The organism is Lutibacter agarilyticus, from assembly GCF_900188235.1.
GTDB classification, from domain to species: Bacteria; Bacteroidota; Bacteroidia; order Flavobacteriales; family Flavobacteriaceae; genus Lutibacter; species Lutibacter agarilyticus.
This window is the reverse complement of sequence record NZ_FZNT01000009.1, coordinates 172,045-188,291: the sequence shown is the minus strand read 5'-3', so window position 1 is coordinate 188,291 and position 16,247 is coordinate 172,045. Positions and strand designations below refer to the sequence as shown.

11 protein-coding genes are annotated in these 16,247 nt (G+C 32.1%); all 11 read right to left on the bottom strand.

Annotation, left to right across the window (positions count from 1 at the left end; genetic code table 11):
* Positions 1-19: 19 nt before the first annotated feature.
* The 11 genes from CHB67_RS14700 to CHB67_RS14650 all read right to left on the bottom strand — a co-directional run bounded on the left by CHB67_RS14700 (position 20) and on the right by CHB67_RS14650 (position 16,211).
* Positions 20-973, bottom strand: a complete 954-nt coding sequence (locus CHB67_RS14700) for an alpha/beta hydrolase (RefSeq protein WP_089382553.1) — start codon at positions 971-973, stop codon at positions 20-22.
* 125 nt (positions 974-1,098) lie between these two features.
* Positions 1,099-1,413 (bottom strand): L-rhamnose mutarotase, encoded by a 315-nt coding sequence (gene rhaM, locus CHB67_RS14695; protein ID WP_089382552.1) that lies wholly within the window; start codon positions 1,411-1,413, stop codon positions 1,099-1,101.
* A 103-nt stretch (positions 1,414-1,516) separates the two neighbouring features.
* Entirely contained in the window at positions 1,517-2,737 is a 1,221-nt protein-coding gene (locus CHB67_RS14690) for an alginate lyase family protein (protein WP_089382551.1), read from the bottom strand.
* Positions 2,738-2,939: 202 nt separating this feature from the next.
* The gene (locus CHB67_RS14685) at positions 2,940-4,382 is read right to left on the bottom strand and encodes a sulfatase (protein WP_089382550.1); all 1,443 of its coding nucleotides are present in this window, start codon (positions 4,380-4,382) and stop codon (positions 2,940-2,942) included.
* Positions 4,383-4,464: 82 nt separating this feature from the next.
* Positions 4,465-5,313, bottom strand: coding sequence for a hypothetical protein (locus tag CHB67_RS14680; RefSeq protein WP_089382549.1), 849 nt, complete (start codon positions 5,311-5,313; stop codon positions 4,465-4,467).
* Between the two features lie 173 nt (positions 5,314-5,486).
* Complete coding sequence (locus CHB67_RS17250) at positions 5,487-6,725, bottom strand: hypothetical protein (RefSeq protein ID WP_217900275.1); 1,239 nt, start codon at positions 6,723-6,725, stop codon at positions 5,487-5,489.
* Between the two features lie 89 nt (positions 6,726-6,814).
* Entirely contained in the window at positions 6,815-8,566 is a 1,752-nt protein-coding gene (locus CHB67_RS14670; protein ID WP_089382548.1) for a sulfatase family protein, read from the bottom strand.
* 34 nt (positions 8,567-8,600) lie between these two features.
* On the bottom strand, positions 8,601-10,001 hold the full coding sequence (locus CHB67_RS14665) for a cellulase family glycosylhydrolase (protein WP_089382547.1): 1,401 nt from the start codon (positions 9,999-10,001) through the stop codon (positions 8,601-8,603).
* 354 nt (positions 10,002-10,355) lie between these two features.
* On the bottom strand, positions 10,356-11,405 hold the full coding sequence (locus tag CHB67_RS14660; protein WP_089382546.1) for a DUF5627 domain-containing protein: 1,050 nt from the start codon (positions 11,403-11,405) through the stop codon (positions 10,356-10,358).
* A gap of 38 nt (positions 11,406-11,443) precedes the next feature.
* Positions 11,444-13,153, bottom strand: a complete 1,710-nt coding sequence (locus tag CHB67_RS14655) for a RagB/SusD family nutrient uptake outer membrane protein (protein ID WP_089382545.1) — start codon at positions 13,151-13,153, stop codon at positions 11,444-11,446.
* Between the two features lie 25 nt (positions 13,154-13,178).
* On the bottom strand, positions 13,179-16,211 hold the full coding sequence (locus CHB67_RS14650; RefSeq protein ID WP_089382544.1) for a SusC/RagA family TonB-linked outer membrane protein: 3,033 nt from the start codon (positions 16,209-16,211) through the stop codon (positions 13,179-13,181).
* Between the last annotated feature and the right edge of the window lie 36 nt (positions 16,212-16,247).

The following is a 16,247-nucleotide window of genomic DNA, read 5'->3' as shown; positions in this document are numbered from 1 at the left end:
GGTTAATGCTATTGTTTCGTTAATTTTTAAATAAATTAGTTTCCTTATGCAACCATTTCTCTAATTCAATAGTCCAATCTACACCTGTTCTATTAAAACTAAAACCAAAGCCATGACCTCCTTTGTCTAATTGCACATATTTATAGTTTACATCATGCTTTTTTAAGCTTTCACAATAGATTAAACTATTTTGGTAAACTACACCTACATCATCTTTAGCGTGTATAATATAAGTTTGAGGTGTATTTTCACTCACTTGATTTTCCATGGAATAATAATAATCTAACAACATCTGACTCTCAGCTTTATCGGCTAAAAGTCTCTTGTATGAACCTTTATGACGATACGGCAAATTGAATGAAATGACAGGATACATTAAAATAGATACCGCTTGTTTTAACTCTTCTTGTTTTACATTAGGCGCTATAATTTCGTCTTTTAAATTTGCTAAAGAAGCTGCTAAATGCCCTCCTGCTGAAGAACCTATAACAGCTACTTTATTTTTATCTATTGTCCAATTGGTTGCATTTTGATGAATAATTGACAGTGCTTTTTGAGCATCACACAAAGGCACCTTTTCTTGTGAATTTACTATTTGAGTATCTGGTAATCTGTATTTTAAAACAGCAACTACATTAAACCCCATTTCAAGAAAACGTTTTGCTTTACCCTCTCCGTTGTTTCCCCCAATGGTTACTTTAGCGTAGCCACCACCTGGACAAACTAAAAGTGCTGCTCCATTTTTTTTAACAGTTTTATTTTTATACACATAAAGTGCAGGCTCTGAAATTTGAGTATATCGAACACCTGCTTCATCTAAAGTTTCTTTTAAAGTAATATGTTCTTTATTGAAGGGGATTTCTCCATCTTTCCAAAGTTTGATGGTTTCTATTGTATAATCTTGTGAAAAAGTATGTGTACATATAAAAATAAATACAAAAATTAATCGTGCATTTTTAATAAACAAGTCCATTTTTTTTGATTTTAATTGCGCTGTAGAAGATACAATATAATTTTTACTTATAACACACGTAAATAACTCACAAACAATTTTTTACCATTATCAAAAGTAAAACACAAACTTTACACCCACTTCAATTAAGGCATATAAAAAACTTCTTCTAGAGGAATTGAAACAGGTGAATTGTCTGGATTTACTTCCATAATATCAGCCATAAAATCCCACCATTTTTTTACAATTTCATTAGATGCTAAATCTTGAGAACCACCTTCACCTGAAACTTTTTGAAAAGCAAAAAGCGTACTGGTTTCTTCATCTAAAAAAATAGAATACTCACTTACACCATTATCTTTCAAAAGTTTTTTAAGTTCTGGCCATAATTCGTTATGACGTTTTGTATAAGCTTCTTTTTGTCCTTTATTCAACTTCATTTTAAAGGCTAATCTTTGCATAATTCTATATTATTTTACGTTAACTTTAATTTCAAATAAAAATAAATATTTTTAATTATTTACATTTTAACAGGTATAAACTCTTCATATTTAAAAGCAATACTTAATTACAATAATATAGTAATGATGATGCTTTGTTATCTTCTTTTGAACCAATTTTACAATAGGCTTCAATATTAAACTGACTACCAGCTTTTACAAATAATTCTTTTAATTTATGTTGAGCTTTTGATACACTCGCTATTTGTTTAAAGTTCCATTCTTTTTTCCCTTCGGCATAGGGTTTTAAAAATTCATACGCTTTTATAATGCTAGCTCCATTTTCAGCTTCATAATTCCATAAATCAACATGTACCTTTGTTCCTAAAAAAGCAAGTTTTGTAAATCCTTCTAAATTCATAGTACTGTATGACAATGCTTTTGTACGTGCTAACTCATGCAGCTGTTCTCCGTTTGGTTGAATTTGAGTTACAATACGCAATGTTTTAGCAGCTTCTAAAACTTCTTTAGCTTCATTTTCTTTATTTAAAAATAATAAAATGCTTACAATTTGAATGTCGTAATGTGTTGCATGGTTGTTTTTAGTATTCTTTTCAAAAACACCATTTTCACTTGTTTGAAGCCAATTTAAATACTCTGAAAACCACAAACGAAGCTCTTTACTTGTTTTAACATCCATTTTATTATTCAATTCTAAAATTTCAATAGCAGTTATCATATTTGATATTCCTGCAAATTCTATAATCCCAATTCCTCTCCCTGTATTTTTACCTGGAATTCCCTGAGCAAAGTCAAGGTTCGGATTCATTTTAGTGTCTTCGTTTAAGAACCAAACCTTTAACAATTCTATGGCTTTTGTGGCGTATTGTTTGTTATCTGAAAAAAAATATGCCATTGCCAAAGTTTGGGTGTTATGAAACATTTTATTTTTTATTTCATAATCTGTACTACCTTCTCTTGTTAACGGATTTATTTCTCCATCGCGTCTAATCCAAGGTAAACCATCAGGTTTCGTTGGATCTGGCCACCAATAAGGACCTATAGAAATATAATCGTGCTTACTGCCACTTGGAGGTGTTTGTGTTTTTTCCATTACAGAAAAAGGACCTTCTTGTAATGCCTTATCAGCATCGGATATTAAGTTTTGGTATGCTGCAGAAAATTGCATTGAATTTTTATGCTCTTTTGCGTAAAGTAGTTTGTTATAATCTAAAACTGAAAGTGTTTTATCTATATTTTTATTAATTTGAGCTGTTGTTTTAATAGTAGTTGTTATGCAAACAAACAAATAAACAACACCTATTTTAATAGTATTTGAAATCATAATTATTAGTTTTTTCTATTTAAAAAAGCACTCAACTCAATTCAAATATTTAAGATATTATATATTTCAATGTTACACCTAAAACATACAAAAACTGTCCTGCACCTTACTGTAACCCTATGAAAAAAAGCCAAAAGAATTTAATACTACACAAATTCTTTTGGCTTTTTTAAAATATAAGACTTAAAGTACTAATGTTAATCTACTTATCATATTGCGGATACGATGATCTTTGATTTTTAGGAAACTGCATTTCTAGTAGTTGCTGCATTTTTATCACATCTTGTTTGTGTTTTACTTCATTTACAAGATTAACTGTAATTTCCATATAATTTTGTTCACACAAATAAAGTTCTTTACTTAAAATTGTTTGCGCTTCATTGTCCCACCACTCAGTATATCTATATGTACCATCGGTACAAGTGAATCCCATAATTTTTTTCCCTCTTGGATACAAACTATAAGAACCTTTTTTCCACTCCATATCAGGTTTATCAACTAATGACAACAGACTTTCCCCCTCTAATGCATGTGTTTTTAATCCGCTTGCTTCAGCTATTGTTGGAAATAAATCTACATTTTCAACCAATGCATCTGACGTTACATTGCTTAATCTTTTTTTGTAACCCGTTTCTCTACTCACAATTAAAGGCACATTTACATCTATTTCAAAATTGGTGTGTTTACACCATGCTCCAAATTCGCCTAACTTATAACCGTGATCGCTCATAAGGATTACCATGGTATTTTTGCGTAAATCTAAGTCTTCCAACGTTTTCATGACCTTGCCTATTTGCGCATCAATATAACTGATAGACGCATAATACCCATGCTTTAAATTTCTTGAAGTTTCATCATCTAAAACTCCTTCCTTCGGAATACCATAATAACGTCTTAATTCGCCCCATTTTGTAAGAGATAATCTGTAACTATCTTTAGGCGCTTCTTTTAAAGGAACTATAAAATCTTTTTTATTGTATAAATCCCAGTACTTTTTAGGCGCATTAAATGGAAGATGCGGCTTACTTAAACCTACAAACATTAAAAACTTTTCATCTTTTATTTTCTGAAGTGTTTCAATAGCATTTTTTGCAACACGTCCATCTTTATAGGCTTCATCCTCCACATCAGCATTTTCAAAAGCTGGTCCGTTACCTTTATAACCTGTTTGCTCAAGACTATCTATGAGTGCTAAGTTTTCTGGTTTTACCCAAGAATTTGCTTCTTTAGGAAAGTGTATACTCCAACTCTCTTTGTCGTCATTTCCATGATGATATACTTTACCTAAACTAACCGTTGTATAGCCATTTTCTTTGAAAAATTGTGGAATAGTAACCATTTCTTTATGCTTTGAACGCAATGGCGTAAACAAAGAATAAATACCAATGCTTTCAGGACGTAATCCTGTTAAAATACTCATACGTGAAGGTGCACAAATAGCCTGTTGTGCATAAGCATTTTGAAATAACACCCCTTCATTTGCCAAAGCATCAATATTAGGACTTTTAACTTGTTGGTTACCATAGCAACCTAATTCTGTACGTAAATCATCTACCAAAAAAACAACAATATTTGGTTGTTCTTGAGCAAAAATAGATAAGCCTAAATTTAGGCTTAATACTAATATTAAAATACATTTCTTCATTTTTTTAATTTAATATTTTTATAATTTTCAATTCAAATTAATTAACCATAATTAGCTACTTATTTCAAAAAACAGTAATTAACTATTTTGGATTCTTAGCCATATAATCTTCCAAAATTGTTTTTACATGTTCAACAGAACCTTGCACTAAACCACCATTTGTAGCTCCTGTAAGCCAATACAAAACCATTCCTGCATCAGAACAATCCCATTTTCCTTTTTGAAATTTAACCACATTGTCCACTTCAGCCATTTTACCCATTAACCAAACAAATTGCATACGATCATCAGGATGATTCATTGCCCAATCCCACTCAGCTTCTTTAACTTTAAGATTTATATTTTGATCTGGAATACGAACTTCTTCAACACCAAAATCTAAAATTTCTTGCCATTTAAAAAAATCTCCTGCATTATCATTTGCAGGGTGATGTGTAATTACTTTTATATATTTATGATTTTCTTTTTTAGATGCCTGTAATGCAAAACCAATAATATCTGGCTCTCCAGCCTCTACAATCCAAAGAGGATCTTCTTCAGTAGATACATTTATCGCTTTCACTAAATCTTTAATGGTTTGTTCCATTTGCCATTTTGCATCCCAAAAAGTAATGTGATCAAAACCTCCCCAACGGCGTGCGGTTCCATCACAAGTGGTTTGCATCATGGCGTGTCTTTCATGTTCAGCCTCTGCCGAAATTCTATGCAACACTACCAAATCGCAACAGTGTGAATAATGCACCAAACGATCTTCCAAGCCGGCAGCACGAAGCAATGCCAAGGAAACTGCTGTTCCTCCTAAATCATCAGGGTCAGGTGAATTTCCATCTGCAACCACTGCTATACGTCCTGCAGGAGGGTTGATTTTTTGAGCTGTTACACAACTTGTTGTAATTAATGCTGCTATAATTAATATTGCTAGTTTATTCATTTTTTTATTTTTTGAAGTAATTTTTATTTTTAATTATCCGTAAAGCATCTTAAATTTATCAATATAAACTTGTGTGAAAATCTCTTAAAAATTTGAATTCACACAATTCATGAGACCCTGAAACAAGTTCAGGGTGACGTGTAATAAATATGATATATACTTTTCATCTAATATTATTTTATAAATAAATATGTTGTCGGTGCTTCTTGTATTTGCTTACCTTTTCCAACAGGTGTAAAAATAATACCGGCCCATCTTCCGCGAGTAAACTCTTTTCCATCTGTCCCTATTTTAGCTGTTACAGTAATTGTATCACCTTTTTTTAGCTTGATATTTTCCCACAACGCATTAAATTCTTTCCCTTCTTCCCAAATTGTTTTGGCTAATGGAGGCGCATAAGTTCCAAGCAATTTATTGTTAATTGAAACGCTGAAAGTTGAACTACCGTCATTTTCACCTACACCAACAAAAACCACATCATAGCTTCCGCTTTCAAAATTAAAAGTCGTACTTGTTTGTGCTTCTTTATGTTCTTTTGGGTTGATGGCTAACCAATTTTTTCCGTTTTTATAAAAATTGGTTCCTTCAATAGGAAATTTTGTAGATGCAATTACTTTATTCTCAGGAAGTGCTTTTGAAATATTGTTGAAATACGATTGTTCTTGAACAACTTTAGATACAGGTAATTTACCTTGTGCTAAGTTTATTGCTGGTCCTTTTTCTGAAGGTACATAATTTTTATCGGTGGTTAAAATAAATTTGTCCATTTCAAAACCATCTTCGCGCATACTAAACTGAATATCGTGCACACCTGCTTCTTCAATATCTAAATAAATCTCGTGAGCTACCCCACAGTGTACTTCCTTTGTTCTTTGCTTACTTTCCCAAGTCCACTTATTTTTACCATCACACCATTGCATACGTTTACCGTGTACTGGCCATTGGTTATTTAAACCAACATGCAAACCATTGTCTTCGCTACCCGTACTCATAGCTCTTACCCAAACAAAATAACGCCCAGGTGTATTGATTTTTACTTTGTAATGTACAATCGCCATTTTTCCGGCTTCATCTGTAAAATTTTCACCACGAATAAGTTGGTCTGAATGGGTTACCCTTGTATCTGGTAAAATTTCAATATACGCATTGTTACTAGCATCTATAAAATGTGGCGCATCTTCATCTCTGCCAACATTAGCCATTTCAGTTTTTGATGTTCTATACCACGCTCTAACTTCAGCATTACTTTGTTTGTAAAAATATTCTGCTTCAACAGCTACGAGACCGTTTTTTTCTTCAAAAACAACGTCATCACCAATTATGGGATTGTTAAACTTTTTTGACTGTGCTTTTAACACAGCGCTAAACATTGTTACAACTATGAATAGTGCTAGAATTGATTTTGTATTCACGTAATTTTTAATTTTAAAATTAGTTTTTAAAAATACAAGTTCACATTTCAAATACTATCCTGTAGTATCCGTAAACAAAAACTAAATTACTATTTTAAGTCTGAAATATTTACTTCAATAATTTCGCTCGACTTAAAACCAATACGGTGTGCTTTCACTAATAATTCAGCGTCTTTAGAAAGTTCAAATGGTTTTTTATATATACTCCAAATTTTAGGAAATGCTCCGTTTTTAGATTTAATTTTATAACCTATTGAAGCTCCTTCGGTAGCACAGCTAATAGTTCCTTTTTTGTTTGCGTATGCTATTTCTGGTAAAGCTGTTACTGGCTGGCTATCATTCCCACTCCAAAGATTTTTGATTAATTGTGCTTCAGGCAATGTTGGATCATCATTAATTTCTGTTAACCATCTGTCCATTTCTGCTCTTAGCTCCTGTAATTTATCAGCATAAGCAGGATCATCAGCAATATTATTTAATTCAAAAGGATCTGCTTTACAATCAAATAACTCTTCTTTTGGTTTATGATCTCTAAACCATTGCATTTGAATTTCATTTAATTCCCCCTCATCACGTAACCTTAATAATTCTTGCATTGTTGGAATTCTTTCTCTGTAACCTAGTGGCAAATAATACCCTTGTTCAGGTCTATAATTACGAAGATATTTGAACTGACCATCTCTTACTGCTCTTATCACATCGGTTACTTCATCAAAGCGATCGGCTGCACCGTGAATGTAATTTCTTTTATTTTTAGCTTTATATGCTCCTAAAAAAGCTTGACCTTGTAGGTGTTTTGGAGGTTCAACACCAATTAAAGACAATAGTGTTGGTGCAAAATCTACAAAACTAATTAATTGCTCATCTTTTTGACCACTATTCACTTTTTTAGGAAATCTAATAATCATAGGTGTATTTAAGCCCGAATCGTATATTAAACGCTTTTCTCTAGGCAATGGTCCGCCGTGATCACCATAAAAAAATATAATGGTATTTTCAAGCAACCCGTCTTCTTCTAATTGTTTTAAAACTGCACCTACTTGCTTATCCATTTCGGCAATATTGTTGTACACCTTCCACATATCATTACGCACAACAGCATTATCTGGCAAATATGGTGGAATGTTAAATTTGGTGTTTTTAAGCAAATGCACAGGTGTTTCGGCTTCTGTCATTCTATTTTTTGCATCGGCTAACTTGTTATTTTTCCACACATAACTTGTATCACCCTCATGATAATGTCTGGTTTCAACCTCTCTAAACCCATAAGGTTCAAACAAACCAGATTCGTGGGTTTCAGTAAAATTAAAAACAGCATAAAATGGTTGACCTTCAGCTTTATTGCGCCAATGTGCATATTTACTGCTTTCATTCCAAGCAGTTACCGGTGCTTTAAATTGGTAATCTTCTTTATAATTATTGGTACAATAGTAGCCATTTTCACGAAGTAGTTCACTTATCATTTTTACTTCTGAAGGGGAAATAGCTTCGTACTTTTTTAAACCTGTTTGTTTTGTATTTGAATTAACTCTCATATGATTTGCTCCAAAACCTGAAGGATACATACCAGTAGCAATTGCAGCCCTACTTGGTGCACATACACCCGAAGTTGAATATAAATTTGGATAAATTACACCTTCATTTGCCAAACGGGTTAAATTTGGTGTTTCAACCGTTAAATCTCCAAAAGGCGGTATATAAGCCCCCATATCTTCGGTTACCAACCATAAAATATTTGGGCGCTGTGGCAATTGCACTTCAGAAGAAATCTCAGTTTCTTTTTTTGAATTACAAGCTAAAATTGATAAAACAAAAAATCCAAGAATTATTACTTTTTTCATAATTATATTTATATTAAGTACTGTAATTTACTATTTACAACTTTTCAAAATTCATTAAACCAGGTACAATTTTTATATTGAAGTCTGTGTTATTTGTTGGCCATTGTAATACTATTAATTTTTGACTTTGAGTATCCCAAATAAAATTTGATGGATTTACGTCTTGTGGACATTTATAAACCTCAAGTCCAACGTTTTTTAACGGATTATAATACAGCACCAAATCTTCATTAATTACAACTGAAAAACCATCAGGATAATGCCTGTTGGCACCTATAAATATTTTAGAAGCTCCTTTGCTATTATCGGCTTTTATTTTTAAATCAAGCGTTCTTGTTGCATGATTGAATAGAAAAGATTGAATATCACCTGCAATAGATTGAGGAAATGGTCGTGCTATAATATCTGTTATGTACTTACGCTCAACCGTACCAGCCGCTTTTTCGTCACTAAAAATAGCCCACGTTGATGGACCACCAGGAAGAAAATTTTGCATACTTCTGTTTCCTAAAAACCACGCTTTTATAGAACCTACACCCATACGGTCAAAAATTTCGGCTGTTCTAATATAAAGCTCTTTGTATTTTAGCTGACCCAATTTACCATCAATTAACGTATCTGTAGCTGCAAATGTTGGAAACCCCCATTCTCCAATAAGAATTGGAGCATTTAACATTTGAGATTCCTTATCAAAACGATCCATTACTGGCTTAATTAAATCTATTTTATTTTGATAAATATGAGGTGCAAAAATGATGTTTTTTCTATTTATAGGGAATTTAATTTCAGCATACTGATTATTGTCAATCGCCTCACCTTTATTCATAAATATTGACTGAAAAAGAATCATTTTATCTGCATTTATCTTTTGACTTTCATCAATAATTTTTTGATACAGTGGTATTAGGTATTTTTTTGTTAGGTCTGTATAAGAAATATCCATTGTTAACTTTCTTGGTTCATTTACAACATCATACCCTAAAACTGATGAATCGTTAGAAAATCTATTCCAAATAACTTTCCAAACATTAATATATGTTTGGTATTCGTTGTTTTTATTCAACCAAAATTCTTCCCAAATAAATTTATCTACACCATAAACAGTCATTTTAAAAACAGTTTTCATTCCTGAATTTCGACCCAACGCCACCAAAGTATCTAATTTTAAAAGATAATTTTGATCTAATTTACCCCCCGGAAAACTACTTAGCTTTCCTAATTCCAATCGAATTACTTGTGTATTAGCCCCCATTCGAACCATTCTCACATAATCATCACTATCAAAAATAACTTCACCTTTATGATCATTTGTATTGATTACAAAACCTCTTGGAATGACATGACGACCAGACTCATCTCTTAACCCGTGATTGATTTGCGAATAAGTAACAACAGTTGTTAATGTAACTAACCAAAAAATAACTTGAAACTTCATAGACACTTATTTTAATTAAATTAATATGCAAATTAAAGATTTCACTACCAAAACATGTCCTGCTCTGTTCTGCTTAATAATTAAATATTCACTTCACAACAACATTAAAATTTTTAACAAAAAAATGTTACTTTATTTTTATAAGTATTAAAAAAGCGTATTTAAAATCTTTGTTTTTTATACATTCTTTTTTTAAAAAAAGTGGATTAATTTATGCAGAACTCACATTAAATAAAGTCTTTAAACTAAAAACATGCATAATAAATATGGCAGAAATATCTTTGCATAAATCAAAAAAATAGCGAAGGATTTACCTTCGCTATTTTTTAAACTTAGTTTGTATAAAACTAAAAACTAAAATTCTGTTAATTCAACTGTGAACTCTTCAAACTTAACATTTCGATCTCTAATTACTAAAGTATCTTTAACCGCATGTGTTTCGTTATTAGCAGCATCAGTGTATGAATAATCTAAATATATTACATCTTGCTGTTTACCACCCCATTCGTCTCCATCTTGAACAAACTTTCCTGATCCTGAAACATTGTACACATCATCTTCAAAACTAGTGATTACACAATCTCCACCATCATTAAAAGCTAACTCTATGTTAACACTTCCTGGGCTAGTAAGACCAGCTCTACGTACAATGTTTGACAACTCAACGTTATTTCTACCACTTGTAGTCACAGGAACCAACTCATCTCTAACAACATACTCATCACGATAAACAGTAGTTACTGTCTCTCCTGAAGCATTCGTCATTTCATCAGCACCACGTCTTAAATATATACCTTGATATTTATTCATAAACTTGATACCGAAAAGTGTATAATCCTTTGGTAACGTTTCCCAATCATCAGCTTTTACCCTCATAGGGTTATCAACAAGAGGTACACCCGTTAAAAGTGAATCTAATTGTTCATAATCTGTGATTTTTAGAGGAATTACATAATTAACTTCATTTTCACCTGCGAAAGAAAGAGGATCTTCAAAAAATGCATCTTCCAATTGTACAGGAATACGTCCTTTGGTAGAACCTGTAGGAATAGTTACTGGACTTTCTTGTTCGATGGTATAATATGAAGATGGTAATACCTTCACATTTACATCAGCAACACCTAACAACGCAGGGTCTATTAATTCAGGTGCTAATTCAAAATACACTTTTCTATTTTTATCATTTTCATAAACTCCAGCCATGGTAACACCTATTTCAAATCTACCATTGTTATCGTTATCATTAAAACCTAAATCATATTCTCCTAGAATTAATGTTCTAGCAGGAGTTTGAAATGGGAAATAAACTGAAGTTGAACCAAAATCGTCAAATTCATTTTCCTGATTTTCGCAAGCCATCAAACTAAAGGCAAAAGCGAATATTATTAATAATCTTATTTTCATGTGTAATGTTTTATAATTATTTTTAAAATACAATTATCTTACCAACCTTTATTTTGAGTTAATTCTGTAAATTTCAAAGTTTCAGAATTTGGAATTGGCATATAAGTAGCAAATGATTGATAGTTTCTAGTTTCAACAGAAGGAAGTTCTACATAATTATCTCCATCGTAAAAGTAACCTTCTGCTGTTTCATTTAAAGACAATCCCCATCTTCTAAGATCCCAAAATCTATGTCCTTCAAAACTCAATTCTAAACGACGTTCATTTCTAATAAGATCACGCATTTCTTCTGCAGATGTTATAGATGCTAAGTAAGTATCTGGCTGTGTAATACCGGCTCTTTGGCGGATTGCTCCAATAACATTACGAGCACTCATTCCATTTACCTGATGGTCTGGACCACCAATTTCATTAGTTGCCTCAGCCAAAATTAAGAACAATTCTGTATACCTAAAGTAAACATCAAAGTGTCTTTGTCCAGATGTAGTTCCATCATTATTAATTCTTACGTCTGGACGTAATAATTTCTTAAGGTAATACCCTGTAGTTGTTGAAAATTGAGGGATAGAATCTAATCTATCAATACCACCACCGAAACCAGTATTAATAGTTCCACCTCCATAAGAAGCGCCATTAAGAACAATATATTTTTCTAAACGTGGGTCTCTATTAGCATAAGGATTTTGGTTATCAAAGCCGTTAGTAGCTGTTGCAGGATATCCATTTTTCATAGGAAATGCCATTACTAGATTGTGCGTTGGATTTATCTCTCCTTTACCATTTACTGAAGGCGGGAACATTCTTTCTTCATAACCTGAACTATTACCACCGATTGAACCACGCCATAACATTTCAGAGCTATTTATAGCATCATCAGATGTGTAAAATTCAACTCCATCAGGTGCTAAACCAGAAATTCCTCCAATAGTATTCAAAATGTCACTTGCGTTTTCTGCTGCCATATTATAATAAAATTGATCATTTAAAAATGACGGGCTAGCAGCAAACAATGCCAAACGTGCTTTTAACGCTCTTACTATTCTACCAGTAATACGTAATTCATAAGCATTACCATTTACTACTTGATATTTACCATAATCATAACTAGCATACCAAGGATCTACATCTCCTTCACTAAGAGAATAATCTGTAGGTAATAATGTAAGGGCTTCATCAAAATCTTTTAAAATTTCTTGAACAGAAGCTTCGAATGACAAACGTGGTGTATTAAAATCTCCATCGGATTTAATAAACTCTGTAAAATAGGGAATTCCTAATAAGTTGCCTGAAGCATCTTCTCCTGCATGAGCCTGTAACGCATAAAAATGATGTAACGCTCTAAGTGCTACAGCCTCTCCCTTCATACGCATTTTAAACATTTCATTAATCTCTTCATCTCTACTCCATTGTATTTCACCAAGATTAATAATTTCTAAAAATTGGTTTACGTAAAATACTCTTTCAAAAGTATTCCAACGTGAAGCAGGATTATACTGTGCTGACAATTCGCCAAGAGCCATTCGTTTGTAGCCGTTAGTCAATTGATTATTAACAGCATCATCTGTTGCTCCTTCTGAAAATACAAACTGATCAATTATACCTGAATAACCTTGTAATAATAATCCTTCTGCAGCCCCAGGATCTGAACCTACATAATCAAAATCTAACCTGTTTTCATCTATGGGATCACAGGCAATCATGCCGGTAAAAACCAACATAATTAATATATATTTTATTGAATTTTTCATTTTATTTATCTAAATTTTATTTGTATTAAAATGACATTCTTAAACCAAGCATAAATGCTCTAAATTGAGGAGTACCACCAATTGTTAATTGACGAATATCTCTGTTTTTAGCTATTTCAAAAAGATTGGTTCCTGAAATATTCATACTAAATTCTTTCATCCCAACACTCCTACAAACATCTTTATCAAATTCATAAGTTAACTGAGCTCTGTTAATTTTAAAGAAACTAGTATCGTACATCCAAAACGTAGATGTTTTAAAGTTATTTGCATTTTCTCCAGATGATAATCTAGGGAAAGTTGCTGTACTTTCAGTTTCTGGTGTCCAACGTCCTAAAACAACCTCTGAGTATTTATCATTACCATTTACTTGATAATAGCTATTAGACGTAATGGCATCAGCTCCAAATTGACCTGTACCTAATATAAATAAATTAAACGATTTATACTTAAGGTTCAAGTTTACACCATAAGTCCAAGGGCTACTAGACTGTCCAATAGCTACATTGTCATCGTTATCAATAACATTGTCACCGTTTTGATCTAAATATTTAATATCTCCTGGTTGAACTGCTCCAAAGTTAGGAACTGCTAAACCATCTTTTAACATATAGTTACCGTCTGTATCAATATCAAAATCAGTTTCAGAATAAAAACCTTGGTCAACTAAACCAAAAATGGTAGATGTTTCTTTTCCAACTCTATTTTGGTAGTCAAACTCATAACTTTCAGATCGTTTTATTACTTCAGTTTCGCTATATAAAATATTAGCTCCAAAACTTACACTAAAATCGTTAATGGTTTTATTATAATTTAATCCTATTTCAAAACCTGTATATTTATTATTATTGAAATTATCATACGGTCTAAATGTGTTATAATAAGACGGGTATTTATTACTCAAAAACGCTAATTGCTTATCAAGTTCCGTTCTAAAATAATTAAACTCTACCCAAAGTGAACTCATCAAATAACTTTCAAAACCAATATTTAGGTCTATACGTTCTTCAAATCCCATATTAAGGTTTTCACCTTGATCAAGGCTTTGTCTTCTGTTAGAACTTTGCCCATCTGCCCAATTAAACGTTCCTCCATTACTATACGTTTCACTATACAAATAATACTCATCAATTCCTTGATCAGACTTTATAATACCTCCTGATGCTTTTAACTTTAGATAGTCAATAACATTACTGTTTTTCAAGAACGACTCCTCACTAAGTATATATCCTAAACCAAGTGTTGGTGAAAAGCCACCTCTGTTACCTTCTGGTAATTTAATTGAACTAGTGTAAGTTCCACTAAAATCAACAAACACTTTTTTCTTATAATCATAAACCAATTGAAACCCTAAGTGAGAATCAATATCTTTTTGAAGTACATTGTTACTATTAGTTGAATTGTAATAACCTAAAAAAGTAGCATTTAATGAGTGGTTTTCAGCAATGGTTTTTTCATAATTTACTAGTGCATAAAAACCTATTCGAGACACAAAGCCATTGGTTCTAACATTTTCTGTTAAATCTTTTAAATCTACATCTCCAAAAGCTTCCAAAGCTGTTATTTTATCATCCTCCCAAGTTGCTTGGTAAACGCTATATTTGTTTTCAACTGATAATTTATATGAATCATAAAAATCAAAACTTAAATAAGTTTTTGCTGATAAACCTTCCGTTATCTTGTCTAAATCAAAATTAATTGAGTTGTTGAACTGCGTAGTACGAGTTACATCATTTTGATAACCTCCAGCAATAGCATTCGCAACAGGCGTATTATCTTGAAACTGTTGTGCTCCTCCTAACAACATGCCGTCATAAATTCTAGCAGCCTTAACTTGACCTGCAAGCGCTGGATTCCCTATTGTATCTACCATATTTACAGGTAGTAAAGGCACATAAGAATTAGGTTTAAAAGTGGTACCTGCAGATAACAAATTCGATAAAGAACTCTTATTTGAACCTATAATTGCAATACCATCAAGACTACTTGTAATCCAATCGTTTACTACAAAATCTATATTACCTCTAACATTAATACGGTTACTACCTGCATTGGCATCAGGATTAATACTAACCCATGATTCATTATGGTTCCAACCTGCATTTACATAATACTTTGATTTATCAGATCCACCAGAAAACTCAGCAGTAACACTTGTTGAATTTACAAATGGTTTAACATATTCATTTGAATAAAAGTCAACATCTGGATATTGATATTTATTTGGATTGTTTTTATACGGATCAATATCACTAGGTAAAAAAGTAATGTCTTGCCCATCATTAAGTCTTGCCTCGTTAAATAGCTCCATGTAATCCAAAGACCCTACATAATTAGGTAAAGCAATAGGTGTTCTAAGACCAGACCTAACATTAAAGTTCATTTCTTTTCTATTTGTTTTTCCACGTTTGGTATTGATAATGATAACACCATTTTTTCCTTGACTACCATATAAGGCTACAGAATTCGCATCCCTAAGAACAGTAATCTGATCAACCTCTTCCATATTTAAAACATTTGGATCACGACCAATTACTCCGTCAATAACAAAAATAGCATTTCCTAAACCTCTAACGTTAGAAGAACCTTTAACACCTAACATTAAACCATTAATGTAATCTCTAACCCATTGTGTATTATCATACTTTAAACGATCTTTAGTGTTTATTGATGAAATAGCACCAATATTCTCACGACGATTCTTACTAACAAGTCCCATCTCAATTTGATCATCTTCTGTAGCTAGGAAAGGAGATTTCTCCAATGTAACATTGTCCAATAAATCAGAGATACTAATCAGTTCTGATTCGTACCCTCTTTTTTGAATTACAACAGACTCATCGCCCAATAATGTAATTTGAAATTGTCCATTAACGTTCGTAATTGCTTGAACTCCGTTAGGGCCAAATACATTAACGCCCATTATTGGGTTACCTTGTTCATCAATCACGGTTGCGTTAACCTCTGTACCTTTTGTTTGTGCTATTGTTTGATTACAAAAGCAAAACAAGGCAAAGCATACTAGCGTAAACAACCTATATAATTTATTTATCTTCATTTTTTTTTCTTTATATTAATTAAAACGAATTTGTGT